Origin of the sequence: Pseudomonas sp. TH04 (genome assembly GCF_016651355.1) — a bacterium.
Taxonomy (GTDB): Bacteria; Pseudomonadota; Gammaproteobacteria; order Pseudomonadales; family Pseudomonadaceae; genus Aquipseudomonas; species Aquipseudomonas fluorescens.
In genome coordinates this window covers 3,199,431-3,214,318 of sequence record NZ_JAEKEA010000001.1, presented here as the reverse complement: position 1 = coordinate 3,214,318, position 14,888 = coordinate 3,199,431, and the positions used below count along the sequence as shown (strand labels likewise).

At 57.1% G+C, this 14,888-nt stretch carries 16 protein-coding genes and 1 tRNA gene; 8 read left to right on the top strand and 9 right to left on the bottom strand.

The features are described 5' to 3' along the window. Positions 1 to 372 precede the first annotated feature (372 nt). From JFT85_RS14460 to JFT85_RS14435, 6 genes are all read left to right on the top strand, one after another. On the top strand, positions 373 to 1,659 hold the full coding sequence (locus JFT85_RS14460; protein ID WP_069553457.1) for an OprD family porin: 1,287 nt from the start codon (positions 373 to 375) through the stop codon (positions 1,657 to 1,659). A gap of 339 nt (positions 1,660 to 1,998) precedes the next feature. Beyond that, the gene (locus JFT85_RS14455; RefSeq protein ID WP_053253821.1) at positions 1,999 to 2,220 is read left to right on the top strand and encodes a tautomerase family protein; all 222 of its coding nucleotides are present in this window, start codon (positions 1,999 to 2,001) and stop codon (positions 2,218 to 2,220) included. Then, positions 2,217 to 2,918: an SDR family NAD(P)-dependent oxidoreductase gene (locus JFT85_RS14450; protein ID WP_201230034.1), complete on the top strand. Its 702-nt coding sequence runs from the start codon at positions 2,217 to 2,219 to the stop codon at positions 2,916 to 2,918. The genes JFT85_RS14455 and JFT85_RS14450 overlap by 4 nt, the downstream gene beginning before the upstream one ends. A 134-nt stretch (positions 2,919 to 3,052) precedes the next feature. Beyond that, positions 3,053 to 3,739 carry a hypothetical protein gene (locus JFT85_RS14445; RefSeq protein WP_201230033.1) on the top strand — a complete coding sequence of 229 codons (687 nt, stop codon included), beginning with the start codon at positions 3,053 to 3,055 and terminating at the stop codon, positions 3,737 to 3,739. Next, positions 3,712 to 4,689, top strand: coding sequence for a hypothetical protein (locus tag JFT85_RS14440; RefSeq protein ID WP_201230032.1), 978 nt, complete (start codon positions 3,712 to 3,714; stop codon positions 4,687 to 4,689). The genes JFT85_RS14445 and JFT85_RS14440 overlap by 28 nt, the downstream gene beginning before the upstream one ends. Positions 4,690 to 4,789: 100 nt before the next feature. After that, complete coding sequence (locus tag JFT85_RS14435; RefSeq protein WP_201230031.1) at positions 4,790 to 5,107, top strand: hypothetical protein; 318 nt, start codon at positions 4,790 to 4,792, stop codon at positions 5,105 to 5,107. 505 nt (positions 5,108 to 5,612) lie between these two features. Here JFT85_RS14435 and JFT85_RS14430 read toward each other — a convergent pair. The 5 genes from JFT85_RS14430 to JFT85_RS14410 all read right to left on the bottom strand — a co-directional run bounded on the left by JFT85_RS14430 (position 5,613) and on the right by JFT85_RS14410 (position 8,809). After that, on the bottom strand, positions 5,613 to 5,960 hold the full coding sequence (locus JFT85_RS14430; RefSeq protein ID WP_201230030.1) for a hypothetical protein: 348 nt from the start codon (positions 5,958 to 5,960) through the stop codon (positions 5,613 to 5,615). Positions 5,961 to 6,680: 720 nt separating this feature from the next. Then, the gene (locus tag JFT85_RS14425; protein WP_201230028.1) at positions 6,681 to 7,271 is read right to left on the bottom strand and encodes a hypothetical protein; all 591 of its coding nucleotides are present in this window, start codon (positions 7,269 to 7,271) and stop codon (positions 6,681 to 6,683) included. Then, complete coding sequence (locus JFT85_RS14420; protein WP_201230026.1) at positions 7,268 to 7,807, bottom strand: ImmA/IrrE family metallo-endopeptidase; 540 nt, start codon at positions 7,805 to 7,807, stop codon at positions 7,268 to 7,270. Before JFT85_RS14420 ends, JFT85_RS14425 begins: the two co-directional genes overlap by 4 nt. Positions 7,808 to 8,143: 336 nt before the next feature. Next, positions 8,144 to 8,650: a hypothetical protein gene (locus JFT85_RS14415; RefSeq protein WP_201230024.1), complete on the bottom strand. Its 507-nt coding sequence runs from the start codon at positions 8,648 to 8,650 to the stop codon at positions 8,144 to 8,146. 83 nt (positions 8,651 to 8,733) lie between these two features. Beyond that, positions 8,734 to 8,809, bottom strand: a tRNA-Thr gene (locus tag JFT85_RS14410). Positions 8,810 to 9,288: 479 nt separating this feature from the next. Between JFT85_RS14410 and bcsQ (JFT85_RS14405) the strand changes: the two genes are divergently transcribed. Further along, positions 9,289 to 10,152, top strand: a complete 864-nt coding sequence (gene bcsQ / locus JFT85_RS14405; RefSeq protein ID WP_242486536.1) for a cellulose biosynthesis protein BcsQ — start codon at positions 9,289 to 9,291, stop codon at positions 10,150 to 10,152. A 168-nt stretch (positions 10,153 to 10,320) separates the two neighbouring features. Further along, positions 10,321 to 11,226, top strand: coding sequence for a cellulose biosynthesis protein BcsQ (bcsQ, locus tag JFT85_RS14400; protein ID WP_078827617.1), 906 nt, complete (start codon positions 10,321 to 10,323; stop codon positions 11,224 to 11,226). A gap of 240 nt (positions 11,227 to 11,466) precedes the next feature. On the opposite strand, the gene JFT85_RS14395 is transcribed toward bcsQ (JFT85_RS14400), so the two are convergent. The 4 genes from JFT85_RS14395 to JFT85_RS14380 all read right to left on the bottom strand — a co-directional run bounded on the left by JFT85_RS14395 (position 11,467) and on the right by JFT85_RS14380 (position 14,885). Beyond that, a complete protein-coding gene (locus JFT85_RS14395; protein WP_201230023.1) occupies positions 11,467 to 12,654 on the bottom strand; it encodes a methyltransferase in 1,188 nt (395 codons plus the stop codon). Further along, positions 12,635 to 13,324, bottom strand: a complete 690-nt coding sequence (locus JFT85_RS14390; RefSeq protein WP_053253900.1) for an ABC transporter permease — start codon at positions 13,322 to 13,324, stop codon at positions 12,635 to 12,637. Before JFT85_RS14390 ends, JFT85_RS14395 begins: the two co-directional genes overlap by 20 nt. A 38-nt stretch (positions 13,325 to 13,362) precedes the next feature. Beyond that, positions 13,363 to 14,058, bottom strand: a complete 696-nt coding sequence (locus JFT85_RS14385) for an ABC transporter permease (RefSeq protein ID WP_078827618.1) — start codon at positions 14,056 to 14,058, stop codon at positions 13,363 to 13,365. 74 nt (positions 14,059 to 14,132) lie between these two features. After that, positions 14,133 to 14,885: an ABC transporter substrate-binding protein gene (locus tag JFT85_RS14380; protein ID WP_069550801.1), complete on the bottom strand. Its 753-nt coding sequence runs from the start codon at positions 14,883 to 14,885 to the stop codon at positions 14,133 to 14,135. Positions 14,886 to 14,888: the final 3 nt, after the last annotated feature.

The following is a 14,888-nucleotide window of genomic DNA, read 5'->3' as shown; positions in this document are numbered from 1 at the left end:
TAAAAGTCATTGCTCGCCTCGAAACCGTGGATACGCAGGCTGTTGGTTCTGACCGAATCGATAGCCTGAGGCACGTAGCGCACCGAGGTGGCTGGAGGGTTTTTCGGGCGTGTGTGAAGGCCCTGGAGTGCGCCGCTTAGACTTTTTTCGCCTAAATACAGACGATTCACGAAATTGACACATAGTTCAACGCGCGCATACGATTGCGCCCAACGCCTGTGGCTAACCGCCATAACTCATCCAATAAAAAAAGGCCCGCGGCAGTTCAGTCGTCCGCGGGCCTTCTTTTTTTCGGAGAAAGTTGACACCAGAAAAGCAACACGGAGCCTGGTGTCACAGCGCGTACTCAAACAGTAATAAGGAATATAAAAAATGTTGAAGCAACGGATGGGTCTGATCGCTCTGGGGATTTTGAGCGCTACTCAGGCAATGGCTAACGACCAGGAGCAATCCAAGGGTTTTGTTGAAGACAGCCACCTGAACATCGCAGTACGCAACGCTTACATCAGCCGTGACTACAAAAACGGCAAGCAAGACAAAGCTGAATGGGGCCAGGGCTTCATCGGCAAGTTCGAGTCCGGCTTCACCCAAGGCACTGTCGGTGTGGGTGTGGACGTGATCGGCCAATACGCGCTGCGCCTGGACGGTGGCAAAGGCCGCAGCGGCGCCGGCGGTATCGACTTCTTCAAGCAAGGTGACAGCGGCGAAGCTGCCAAAGACCTGGCCAAGGGCGGCGCAGCCGTCAAGGCGCGCATCTCCAACACCGTGATCAAATACGGTCAGCAGATGCCAGCCGTTCCGGTCCTGGAATACGACAACTCGCGTTTGCTGTCGGAAACCTTCGAGGGCACCTCGATCGTGTCCAAAGAGATCGCCGGTCTGCAACTGGACGCGGGTCACTTCACCAAGGAAGCTCGCAAGAGCGCCGAAGGTGGCGACAGCGGCCGCCTGAAAAGCATCGACTACATCGGTGGTAGCTACAAATTCACCGAAAGCCTGTCCGCCGCGCTGTATGCGTCCAACATGCAAGACGTGCTGAAGAAGCAATACGTCAACGTCAACTACGTGCTGGCCCTGCCAGAGAAGCAATCGTTGACCTTTGACTTCAACGGCTACAAAACCAAGCTGGACCGCAGCTTCGCCCTGGAAAACCAAGGTGACGCGGACGCTCGCGACAACAAAATCTGGAGCCTGGGCGCTACCTGGGCTGTTGGCCCGCACAGCTTCACCGTCGCTCACCAGCGCAGCACCGGCGACACCGGCTACCTGTACGGCGGCTACCGCAACGCTGGCGGCATTGGCGATGGCGGCAACACCATCCTGCTGGCCAACTCCTACTGGTCCGACTTCAACGGTAAGGACGAGCGCTCCTGGCAAGCAGGCTACGGCCTGGACTTCAGTGCCTTCGGCGTACCTGGCCTGACCTACAACATCGCCTATGTGCGCGGCACCAACATTGACGACGGTTCCAACCGCGGCAGTGGCACCGAGCGTGAGATCTTCAACCAGTTCAAATACGTCGTTCAGAGCGGCCCGGCCAAAGACCTGAGCCTGCGCGCTCGTGCGTCCTGGTTGCGCGTCTCCAGCAACGCCAGCAACTACAACGTAGGCGGTAACGAAATCCGTCTGTTCGCCGACTACCCGATCAACGTTTTCTAATTGATCGCAGGTCGCGCCTGATGCCAGGCGATAAAAAACCCCGACTGGTTCGGGGTTTTTTTATGCCTTTGGATCAGCGACGGTGATCGTTCCCACGCTCTGCGTGGGAACGCCTCTAGGGACGCTCCGCGTCCCGCCGTCAAAGATCAAGGGTGGTTTTTTTATCAGTTTTGCGGACGCCAGCGGGAGGCGTCCAATCGTGTAGAAGTACCGCGGGAACTTGTTACACCACATCACTAATGTAGTACTCAAACCCCCATTTATCTCGACTCAGCGCACGCCTAAATTGACCCCACTGCCGGCCCATCACCCCGATGCCCGCCCATTGGAGCCATCACCATGCCCTTCGTCAGCCTGCGCATCACCCGTGACGGCGTGACCCCTGAGCAAAAAGCCCAGGTCATCGCCGAATTCACCGAAACCCTCGAACGCGTGCTCAACAAGCGCCCGGACCTGACCCACATCGTCATCGAAGAAATCGACACCGATAACTGGGGCTACGCCGGCATCACCACCACCGAATACCGCAAATCCCAAGCCCTTACCGGAGAAACAAAATGAGCAAAGTCGTGATCATTACCGGTGCCTCCCAAGGCATCGGCGCCGCTGTGGTTCAAGCCTACCGCGCCCTCGATTATCGCGTGGTGGCCACCTCGCGTTCGATCCAGCCATCCACCGACCCGAACATCCTCACGGTGCCCGGCGACATCGCCGACCCGGCCACTGCCCAGCGCGTCATCCGCGAAGCCCTGGCCACCTTCGGGCGCGTCGACAGCCTGATCAACAACGCCGGCATCTTCATCGCCAAACCCTTCACCGCCTACACCCAGGACGATTACGCCAACGTGCTGGCCGTGAACCTCAACGGCTTCTTCTACATCACCCAACTGGCGATCACCGAGATGCTCAAACAGCGCGCCGGGCACATCGTCAACATCACCACCAGCCTGGTCGACCACGCCATCGACGGCGTGCCCTCGGTGCTGGCTTCACTGACCAAAGGCGGACTGAACGCCGCGACCAAATCCCTGGCAATTGAATACGCCAAACGCGGCATCCGCGTGAACGCAGTCAGCCCCGGGATTATCAAAACACCAATGCACGGCGAAGACACCCACGCGGCGTTGGGCCGCCTGCATCCAGTCGGGCGCATGGGCGAAGCGAGTGATATTGCCCAAGCAATCATCTACCTGGAAAACGCCGGGTTCGTCACCGGCGAAATCCTCCACGTGGACGGCGGGCAAAGCGCCGGGCACTGACAAAAAACGCCCTGGCCTGCTCAGGCTGGGGCGCTCTATCAACTACCGATGCAGATCACCGGTGGAACCGGGCTTGCCCGCGATAACGCTGGCCCAGCCAGACATTCACATCTTATTGCTCAGCATTCAAGGAATTGACCATCGGCGGGGCGCCTTACGTCTTGGTCAATAACGAAGTCCGGCTGGATGCCAAAAGCCCGGGCCGGGCGACGTTCACGATTCAGGCTACGGCGCCGGTCAAGGGGCTGGTAACGCTCGATATCGGCTACAACAGCAGCACGCTGCAGCGACACTTCATTGGCTACGTCGAGCGCAGCAGCACGGCCAGCAGCACCCAGCAGGTGCTGTTCTGTCGAGAGCTGGCCGCGATCCTGGCCAACCCGCTGCCGCTGAACATGCGTCACGTCGACCTGCGCGCCGTGCTGGTCGAGATCGGCCAGCACACAGGTTTGCGCTTTCGCGTCCCGGAACAGCCCTATGCGAGCATCAAGGCGCCATTTTTCTACAGCCTGGCCGCCGGCTATCAAGCCATGGACAGCCTGGCCCGGGTTTTCAACATCCCCGACTTCATCTGGCAGCAACAGGGTGACGGCGAAGTGTTTGTGGGAAGTTGGGCTGACAGCTTCTTTGGCGTTCGCTCGCCGCTGCAGCTGCCGGTGGAACTGTTCGACGACTACCAGGGCAACCAGAGCGTGATGATTGCAGCCCTTCCAGGATTGCGACCAGGTGCAACGATCAACCACGGCGAGCGCATCACCAGTGTGGCGCTCATCGACAACCAGATGGCCATCCGATGGACGACGCAATCCGCCGCAGCGTAGAACGACAATTCCCCGAACTCACCGGCGGTTACCACCTGCCACGCTTTGCGCGGGTCGTAGCCGTAGCAGATGCCCCGGCCGGCGCCGGGATCTGTGATGACTTTCGGCCGCGCTACGCGGTCGACATTGAGGTCCTGGGGCCGGACGGCGAGCCAGACACAAAGCTGCCGATCCTGGCCGGCGTGCCTTTGCCGCTGCCCACCGGTGGCGAGGAAATGGGCATCTATGCGTTCCCCGAGGAAGGCACCCAAGTTGTCGTGTGCTTCGCATACGGCCTGCCGCACAAACCGTATATTCAAACGATATTGCCGCACGGCTTGAGCATGCCCAGCGTCCCGAAGGGCGACCAGGTGTGGCAGCACAGCGAAGCCTGTCAGCAGCGGGTAGACGCTGACGGCAATTGGCTACGCCAGACTGACGGCAAGATCCTGGACAAGGCGATCGAGCGGGAAGTGGTGGCGATGGGCAATACCGAGCGGTTCCAGAGCCACAGCCGCATCGTGGACGATCATTCAACCGAGTCGGTAGGGGGCATAAAGACGCTTGAAGCCCTGGGCGCGCTCAAGCTGCTGTCGGGCGGGTCTGCGAGCCTGGCGGCGGTGGACGACTTGCACCAGGCCACCGGGCGGGACTTGAACCTGGTGGTGGGGCAGAAGCACAACATCACGGTGGGCGGCGACATGGAGGAAAGGATTCAGGGGCTGCGTAAGAGTGTGGCGGCGGTCAGTCAGCGGCTAATTGCGCCCAAGACATGGTTGGGATCCGAGGGAGTGAACGTGCTGCAGGTGTTGTGCGACTTGCTCGATCTACTGCAGCAGATGAACACGCAATTGGCTGCACACACCCATCTACCTGGGCCAACACCAAGCCCTGCGGACTCTACGTCCTTTACCACGAAAGCTATGATTGCCACACAATTGGCTGCGAAGCTCAAACTAATCACGCTCTGAAGTTGTTATTTTGCCCTTCGACCCCATAGAAAGACTGGACCAAATGGCGGCCTTCATTGGACCTCTTTGCGTCCATGAACCTATCCAAAAGGAGCCGCTAATGTCGACGCTTACAAACCAAAGAGATGAGGTGCGAAGGATTGCCACATTCTTGCCGCAGATAACCATGGCAACCATTGCCAAAGTAGAACTGCTCGACGGTCAGATAATCGTAGGGGTTGTTCGTAACGTGAGGGGAGGCAATCGAATCGAGGATCATCGGACCTACTACTACGGTGAGGCAACCCTGGAGACACTGGACGGCAAAAGCGTGACTATTGACGGGCGCGAGGTAAAAGCCGTCGAGCGGGTCTGGGATGAGCAGAAGGACGCGTTCGAAAAGGCTGGGCTTATCATCACAGTTGACCTGCCTGAATAGCTATATCGCTTAGCCATAGCCAGTTTACCAAACCGCCTTGGGGACGAACTCCAGGCGGTTTTTTTATTGAAAACGCACCGTCAATTCCATTTCGCAAAAAGTTTCTGGCTAAGAAAAAACGCTTGGAAAAGCACTTATCCCCCTCCCGCCGACGGGCTTCGTGTCCCTTTTTTGTGCAAAACAGCGGGGTGGTACAAACCGTCGCCCCGCCCAAGGCCGCTGCGGGGTATGCGGGATCTTTGGCGATTTCACCAAGTGAGAAGAATTGCAAAGAATTGCTATGAGCTTGCACAAAGTGCACTGGCCGGCAGTAGAGGCTAGTGAGTCTGAACGGCGCTGTTTATAAGGGGTATGCGTCGAAAAAACGATGGAAATTCAAGTTTTCATTTTCAGCGCAGATCCGCGAAAGGGAGGCAGTGCAATCTGCGCTGTATGGCAACGGAAGCGTGATTAGCCCCGTCGCACTTGGGTTGAGCCAGTATCAAGCGACTGCAGGCTCTTTCACTCACGCTCCGGTGATGAACCTACCGACTTCGGCTGCATTTAAAAGCCGACGGTGTTCTGCTTTGACGTGCGAGTGCAGCAGGTCTGTAAGCAGCGTCGCCAGCTTTTGGGCTGTTTCCTCACTCAGCTTTTTGACTGTGCCGGTACGGGCAGAGGGTAGAGCGACTTCGCCTGCGGAGGCTCCGAATGAGTCAAGGAGACCGCTTATATAGCCGTTCAAAAAATCTTTTCTGTCGATCAAGACTTTGCTTTCAGGCGCTTCCTGGTAATCCCACTCCACCCGCCAATATCGGCCTTCCTTCGATACCTGGATGATTGGGAGTGCTGGGTTTTTGGTCAGTTGGCGCATGTGTACTCCTGGCCGTTTGAGGGGCTGCAGCCAGTCTAAACCGGGCGCGGAAATACGTCATCTAGATGAGATTAAATCTCAGATACAGGGTAGGCTTTTCTAAAAGAGTGATACAGGTAATACGGCGCTGAAAAGGCTCTGGAAGCCCCGTTTTCACTGGGGTTTCGATATCACATGGAAAAGTAATATGAGGTGATATGAAAAGTGATATTTCCGTCAGCCCCCCGGTTTCATTGGGTTTCGTGATTGTGAAATATCACCTTATAAAAGAGTAATACGATTACTTTTATATCACTCGAATATCACCCTTTCCGAAAATCACTCGAAGCCTTACAAAACGTGGCTTGCAGCGGAATTTCAAAAGGCATATCACCTTTATTACTCTTTTTTCTAGGGGGCATACATTTTAGGCGCAACGCTACGACGAAGAGATCCGAACTGGAGACGTCGTCAGCAATCACTGCTACCTTCTGGGTTTAGGAGCTGCCGTGCCCGTTTGGCTGTCAGCATTGTTGCGAAATGCCTTGTGAACTTACCTGATGCCGCAGAATGCAGAATGCCGAGTGATTCATGCTGCGTGTCGCGTAGGTGTGGCAGCTGAAGAACTTGAGCAGGACAAGTTGTTCCAGGTTAATGATCGGATGGAGAGATGGTCTTGAGGTTTTAGACTCATCATCGGAGCAATTGCTTCACAAAAAAGCCGGCCTATTGGGCGGCTATTTATTCTTTTTTAAAGCTCTTGATAAGTTTTACGAGCTCTTGGAAAAATGCGGCGAGCGTTCCGTAATCCTCCGTATGATCCTTTTCTGGATTTTCTCTGCCCATCTTTTCAAAATTCGTGACTAGTCGTGCGATTGTTATAAACAAAATAATCGCAATGGCCGAAGAGAAAGATGCTGGGATGAGAGGAGCCAATATTTTAACGTAAAACGTCTCTTTATTCGCCTCAGCCGACGGAGGAGTACGATCTTCTTTGATAGGGGACGTCTTGGCCTTCGTGTTTTTCTTCTCGGAAGTCAAGGCTGCGACAGGAGGAACTGCCGCTTGGGCTGCCGCGATTGCGATTTCTTTATTTTTTTGATCATCCAAACCGTCTAGAAAGTGCTTCCCAACCCACATCGAGAAGCTCAAGCAACAGGCTGCGGCAATTGTCAGAAACACCAAAGCCCACGTTGCGAAGTAACGACTGTATGTTTTTCGCCTAATGGATTCGTCAATGAGCCTAGACTCAGCATCATTGCTTTGATTCGGCGAGGCAAATTTTGGACCCGCTAGATCAATGGCGCCAAAATTTGGCGCTTCTTCGGTCATCCGATGAGCCCCAGATTTTTCAGCCTGTAGGACATCGCAGCATTAGAAACTCCAAACGCCTCGGACATTTGAGGTACCGAGCTAGCGCCTGCAAAGAGTTCGCGAACCTTCTGTTCTGGCATCACAAGCTCAGCAGCGAAAGCGTTGGCTGCTCTTTCAATCGGATTGTAATTCCCGAAAGTCGTATCCCGTTGCTGTGGAGTTGCCTCGTTTACATGGCCAAGTAATACATGGCCAAGTTCGTGAGCTAGAGTAAAGCGATTACGATAAACGATCTCGCTATTATTATAATCGCAATAGAAAACCTGTCCCTCTGGTGTGTTGATGAGGGAAGCTCGACCACTTACATCAAGTTCGAACGGGCTTAATGCTCGAACGCGAATAGGGATATTTTTGTCAGCACCTGTGGTTTCGTCTCTTTTGAAGACGACCAAACTGGTGGCGATAATTTCTGGATTGACAGGCAGGGCGCCATTCCAAGCGATCTGGAGCGCTTGCTTTGCGACCTCAATCGCGTTCTGCATGGATGTGATCATTTTGCCCTCCTTTTACTCGCTCCATTGACCTATCGAGCGGCGCGCGAGTATATCCGCATTAACAATGACATTAGTACCGGTTATCACAATATTTTTGTTGATACAACAAAATTCAATACTGTTCATTCGTACAGTATACGCGTTTTTTTCCCTTGATACCACTTGCGACGGAAGGATTATAGGCATGGACGATCTTGTTGACAGAGGCTCCAGCACCTATTCGCTTCCCTAGCCCTAGCCCTAGCCCTAGCCTGCTGCCGCGTTGTCTAGAGTCCTGAACTGGCCCTTAAGGCCGCCGTGCTTCGCTCCACCGGTCAGTGGCCTAAACAAATCCTTCTACTCGATGTGGTCTTCGCGCTGATGCTGGCCTACATATAAGGCAAATTGCAGAAAAGCATTCATGGATCCCAGCAAGTATTCCAAGGTCGCTCGAAGGTCAGAATTTTGGCCCTTATTCAAATGACCAACCAGATCCATCATGACCTTCTTTTCCTTCTCGACTTTTTTATGATCCGGTTCAAGCTCGTGGGCCATAGCATTGCGGAGGAGGTTGAGATGTTTGGCGAGCGTCCACAGCGTCTCACTGTACTCATTGAGTACCGTCGGGCACATCGCCCTAGCGAGGCGGACTACTTGATTGAATTGAAATCTCGCACCCAACAAGTGTTCAGGATGGGGGACGCAGCTAGCACAAAAATCCCGTAAGACTGCTTCGAGCAAGAGATGGGTTTTCAGAATCAGTGACTCATCGTCGACGCCGGGTGGGAAGTGCCTGTCGAATAAATCGCCGTGCTTTTTGATGAAATCACGGGGAAATGGATTTGCTACGTTGTCATCTCCCACGTCGCGCCATCCTTGTTGTTACGTGCACTGTTACGTGGAGAGATAAAAAAAAGGCCTGCATCGCTGCAAGCCTTTGTTTTGTATGGTGCCGGCACCAGGAGTCGAACCCGGGACCTACTGATTACAAGTCAGTTGCTCTACCAACTGAGCTATACCGGCGTGTTAGGGCGACGATTATAGCGATTGATAAGCTTCTGTAAACCCCTGAATTCTGACTATTTTTGCAGAAGTGACGGTTTTTTTGCGATCACCGCTTTTTCGTCGCTTCAGGGCGTGCAAATCAGCTCAATTTTCGTCGCCGCAATCGTCGGTGAATTTCATCGGCTTGTGCACTTGCACTGGGGCCTCTGAGTCCAGATACGTCAGCCGCGCCTTCACTGCGCAGCAGCCCATGCGGGCGGCGCTATTGGCGTTGGGCGGTCAGGCTCCAGGAAAGCAGGCTGGCGGCGATGAAGGGTTGCCAGTGGTTCGTGGTGTGCCGCTCATCTGAAAGCGTTTCGTTACAAACACCCAGTACTGACAGCATCAGTTTGCTATCACACAATGCGCCCCACAATGAATCAGCGGTTTAACGCAGGGGTCAGTCAGTGGGGCGTGCAGATCACAGTCCAATACCAGGCACTGCGCTGGCTGAGTCTTTGCAGCGGTTGTTCGAACAATTGAACCAGGGCGCTGCGCGGGCTGTGTATCCGCCCGAGGTGGCTGAAGAGCGGCATGGCGAGGTGTATTCGGATGCTTCGGCGCCGAAGGTTGTGGTGGTGGTTTCTGCCACGGGCGGTGTGGGGCGCAGCACGTTGGCGGCGGCGCTTGCCAGTGGTTTGCAGCGTCAGGGGCATCCGGCGTTGGCGTTGGACCTGGACCCGCAAAACGCCCTGCGTTATCACTTGTGCCCAGGGTTTGATTTGCCGGGCCTTGGGGCTGTCAGCCTGCTCAACCAGACCTGGGCGGCTTTGCCCAAGCGGGGGTTTGCCGGGTGCCGTATGGTCGCTTTTGGCGAGGCTGACCCGGTGCAGCAACAAAGCCTGAAGCGCTGGCTGGGGCAGGACCTGGGGTTTCTGCGCAAGCGTTTGGCCGGGCTCGGGCTGAATGGGCAGGACACGGTGGTGATTGATGTCCCTGCGGGTAATACGGTGTACCTCAGCCAAGCGCTGTCGGTGGCGGATGCGGTGCTGGTGGTGGTCCAGCCGGACGCCGCTTCGTTCCACCGCTTGGCGAACATGGACGACGTGCTCGCGCCGTACCTCGCAGGCGAATCGCCACTCCAACGGTTTTACGTGATCAACCAAGTGGACGTTGGCCACGCGTTCAGCCAGGACATGGCCGGCGTGTTCAGGCTGCGCCTGGGCGATGCGGTGCTGGGCGCGGTGCGCCGCGATCGCGCTTTCAGCGAAGCCCACGCCTACGGGCGCGACCCGCTCGACCCGTTGCTGAACACTGTCGGTTGCCAGGATATAAATGCGTTATGCCGTGCCTTAAAAGGGCGCATGCACCAAAGCCATTAATTTGACTATTTACCGCTCGTCTAGAAGTTGGCCAGTAAAAACATCAAAATAATGACACTCTTGTACGCCTGTCACAGAATGCCTCACTAAGACGCCAATAATAAGACCTGCGGTAAGTGCCTGCTTGCCGACCTTCACGTCTTGCAGCTGCGTCGTGAGGAGCTGATTATGAGCCTTAGCGAAGAACTGCTGATGTTGTTCGGCAAGAACGTCACCCATGATGCCCAAGGCATTAATGCGCGCCTGCACTTTTTTGGCAGCGTGCCTGCAAATGAACCCAACCCTGCCCAAGCCCACTTGACTGATATCGCAGCGCTGCGCCCCAAAGTGGTGGCGTTGGTGTCGATGAATGGCGGCGTTGGTCGTAGCACCCTGGCCACGGCCTTGAGCAGTGGTTTACAGCGCCACGGCGAGTCGGTGGTGGCGCTGGATCTGGACCCCCAAAACGCCTTGCATCACCACTTCGGCGTCAGTGCCACATCGCCCGGCATCGGCCGCACCAGCCTGGAACATGGCAAATGGAGCCCGTTGCAGCAGGTTGGCTTTGCCGGTTGCCAGGTGATTACCTTTGGCGATGTCGACATGGAGCAGCAGGAAACCCTCGAGCGTTGGCTCAAGCACGAGCCCGGCTGGCTGGCGCAGCGGCTCGCTTCGCTGGGCCTGAGCGAGCGGCAAACGGTGATTATCGATACGCCGGCCGGCAATAACGTCTACTTCCATCAAGCGCTGAACGTTGCCGATGTGGTGTTGGTGATTGCGCAGGCCGACGCCGCCTGCCTCGGTACGCTCGACCATTTCGATGTCCTGCTCGCGCCGCACCTTGCGGGTGAGCGCCCGCCCGTTGTGCATGTGGTGGTCAACCAGGTGGACGAGAGCAGTGCATTCAGCCTGGACATGCTTGAAGCCTTCAAGCACCGGTTGGGCAAAGCGCCGCTGGAGATTCATCGCGACGTGGCCATCAATGAAGCCTTGGCCTTTGCAACTGACCCGTTGGATACCGTGGCAAAAAGGTTGTTCACTGACGATCTGAATGAGCTTTGCCGGTTGTTGAAGGCCCCGAAAAAAACCGCCTAAAGCACGGTTTATTCGCGTGGCGCCAAATGCTTATGCACAATCGGTTGGTTGTTGTAGCCAGGAAACCGCGATTTTGTGGCACCGTTCTCAATACGCTGCAACTGCCTGTTTTGTGTGCGTTTTATTTTGTGAACAAAAAATGACCAGGGTGGCTTTTGCTCTGTAGCGCTGATAGCTACAGCCTCTGGCAAGAATGTATCAACAGAGTTATCCACAGGGCACGTGTAGGAAAATTGCCCCCTAATCGCGCTCAGCCAGCACCATCAAATTGCGCGGGGTCAGAGTGGGTTCGCAGAAGCTGCCTATCTCGACGTTGTAGCCTTGGTCCGCCAGGAAAAGTGCCCGGTCCAGCACCAGCCACATTTCCAAAGGGCGCCGAAACAGCGCTCGTACCAACTCCAGGTTTCGCACGTGCGCCAAGCGGCGCCAGCCGTGCGCCTCAAGCGCCGCCCAAGCCTGTTCACCTGTGGAAAACCCCTTGAGGCCCGCCAGCTCCCGGCAATAGTCGGCAAACGGTTTATCCAGCCAGTGGGCGGGCAGGGAGGGCGTGGGCAGGTATTCGTCACGCCCGCGTAACTGCCTCTGCAACAGATCAAAGCCCAGGCGCCGGGCCATGGAGGTGTCGCGTTGCTGGCGTACACGGTTGCCGGCGGTGACGGTTTCGCTCAGCGGCAGCCCCAGATCGTCAACCGACAGCTGCAGCCGCGACGCACGCCCAACCCTCGATAACGCTTGATAATGGTCAGCGCTGGTGCGGTTGTAACAGCACGGCGCCAGCGCCAGTTGCTTGCAGCCTGCTGCACTGGCCAGTTGCAACAGGCGCACGTGCAGGTCGCCGCAGGCATGCAGGGCGACGGGCGTGTGGTCGGCGCGGATCGACACGTCCGCCATCACGTCTTGCAGGCGATGGGCCGCGGGCAGGCCGTGATGGTCGCTCAAGGCCTGGCCCGAGGCGATCAGGGCCGGGTCGTATTCGAGGCAGCTCAGCTGTTGGCCGGGTTGCAGCAGGCGGCGGCCGAGGTGGCCTTTGCCAGCGCACCAGTCCAGCCAGTGGGTGGGTGTTTCGGCGAAATTAAGCGCATTACCGAAGGCTTCGATTTGCTGCCACTTGCGGCCCGGTACGTCGACGTTCAGCCGATGGCGCGCGGGTGCAAGCGCGTGTGCCGGTAACCGGTCCACAGCACTGAGCTGCAACGCCTGCGCGGCCAACGGTGCAAAGGGTGCGGGTGCCGGCAGGTCGTAGGGGTGGTTGTGACAGCGTTCGGCATCGGCCAACGAGCGCTGGCGCAGCCACTGGGCCAACTCGGGATGTTGGGTTTCCCAGGGCAGTTGCAGGTGCGTAAAGGGCCGTGGTCGCCACAGCCCTTGGTGCTTGATTAGAAACGCATCCAGCGCTTCGAAGCGTGCTTCAACGTCCCTGGCAAGCATCGACGCGCAGCCAGCGTTCGAGCAGTTTGAAGCCGCGCACCAGGATGTAGGCCATCAGCAGATAAAACAGCCCGGCGGCGAAGAAGATCTCCACCGGCAGGTAGGTGCGCGCAATGATGGTCCGCGCCATGCCGGTCAGTTCCAGCAAGGTCACGGTACTGGCCAGGGCACTGGCCTTGAGCATCAGGATCACTTCATTGCTGTACGCCGGCAGGCCGATGCGCGAGGCGCGCGGCAGGATGATGTAGAACAGCGTCTTCGGCCTGGACATGCCCAAGGCCCGCGCCGCTTCGATTTCACCCGGCGGAATGGCCTGGATCGCGCCGCGCAGAATCTCGGCGATGTAGGCGGCGGTGTGCAGGGTCATGGTGGCGGTGGCGCACCAGAACGGATCGCGCAGGTAGGGCCACATGAAGCTCTCACGCACGGCATCGAACTGCGCCAGGCCGTAGTAAACCAGGAACAGCTGCACCAGCAGCGGCGTGCCACGGAAGAAGAAAATGTACGCGTAGGGCAGGGCGCTCACGTACCAGCGGCGCGAGGAGCGCGCGATACCGAGCGGGATCGCCAGCAGCAGGCCGGCGATGACGGCAATGGCCACCAGCTCCAGGGTCAGGGTCGCACCTTGGGCCAGTTTGGGCAGCCACTTGATGATCACCGCCCAGTTCAGGCCCAGGTCGAAGTGCGACAGCCAGCTGTAGTCACCGCTCATTGGGTGCTCCTTGCAAAGCCGCGGGCGGCACGTTTTTCCAGGAAGTGCATGCCGGTCATGGCCAGCACGGTCAGGCCCAGGTACATGAACGCCGCGACCATAAAGAAGGTGAACGGCTGCTTGGTCACGGTCACGCCGATCTGCGCATGGCGCATGATTTCTTCGAGGCCGATCACCGACACCAGTGCGGTGTCTTTCATCAAAATCATAAACAGGTTGCCCAGCCCCGGCAGGGCGATACGCCACATCTGCGGCATGATCAACCGGGTGAAAATCCGAAACTTCGACAAGCCCAACGCCACACCGGCTTCGCGGTGGCCTTTGGGAATGGCGAGGATCGCGCCACGAAACACTTCGGTGGCGTAGGCGCCAAAGCACAGCCCCAGGGCGATAACCCCGGCGGCGAAGGCACTGAGCGAAAGGTCGGGGTTACCGAATAACTCGCCGAGGGCACGCATCAGGTTGACGGTGCCGAAGTAAATCAGCAGCACCCACAGCAGCTCGGGAATGCCACGAACGATAGTCGAGTAAGCACCGCCCAGCCATTGCAACGGCTTGTAGGGGGATGTCTTGGCCAAGGCGCCGGCAAGGCCCAGCACCAGCCCCAGGCACAAGGCCGTGAGCGCCAGTTTGACGGTCATCAGCGCGCCGGCGGCGAGGGCCGGGCCGAATCCGTAGAGATCGAAATTCATGGTGTTTTCATATCGCGGCAGGCATTGCTAAAAGCCGGCGCGCTCAAGCGAGCGCGTCGGTCAGGCCGTTCAGATCATTCGATGCTGAACGGGAAGTACTTGTCGTTGATTTTCTTGTAGGTGCCGTCTGCCTTGATCTCTGCCAGGGCTTTGTTCAGGCGCTCGCGCAGTGGGTCGCCTTTACGTACGGCGATACCGATCTTGTCGCTTTCTACAACCGGGTCGCCTTTGAATTCATAGGCCGAACCGTCTTTGCTCTTGAGCCATTCGTACTGCACGTACTTGTCGGCGAGGATACCGTCGAGGCGGCCGGACGTCAGGTCGAGGTAGGCGTTTTCCTGGGTGTCGTAGAGCTTGGCCTCGGTGTCTGGCAGCTTGTCTTCCAGGTAAGTACCGGCCAACGTCGCGCGCTGGGCGCCGATGATCTTGCCCTTCAGGTAAGCCGCGTCGGGCTTGAAGTCCGCAGTGGCTTTAGGCGCGATGAATTGCAGCTTGTTGGAGTAGTACGGGTCGGTAAAGTCGACAGCCTGCTTGCGCTCATCGGTGATCGACAGCGAGGACACCAGGAAGTCGAACTTCTTGGCGTTCAGGGCCGGGATGATGCCGTCCCAGTCGGACACATACACTTCGCATTTCTCGACTTTCATCTTGGCGCACAGGGCGTCGCCGATGTCTTTGTCGAAGCCGACAACGTTGCCGCTGGCGTCTTTATTGTTGAAGGGCGGGTAGGCCGCCTCGATCCCCATTTTCAAGGTTTCTGCCATGGCCGTGGCGCTGAACGCCATCGAAACGGCCGCGGCCAGAAGGAATTTTTTATAGTTCTGCATGCA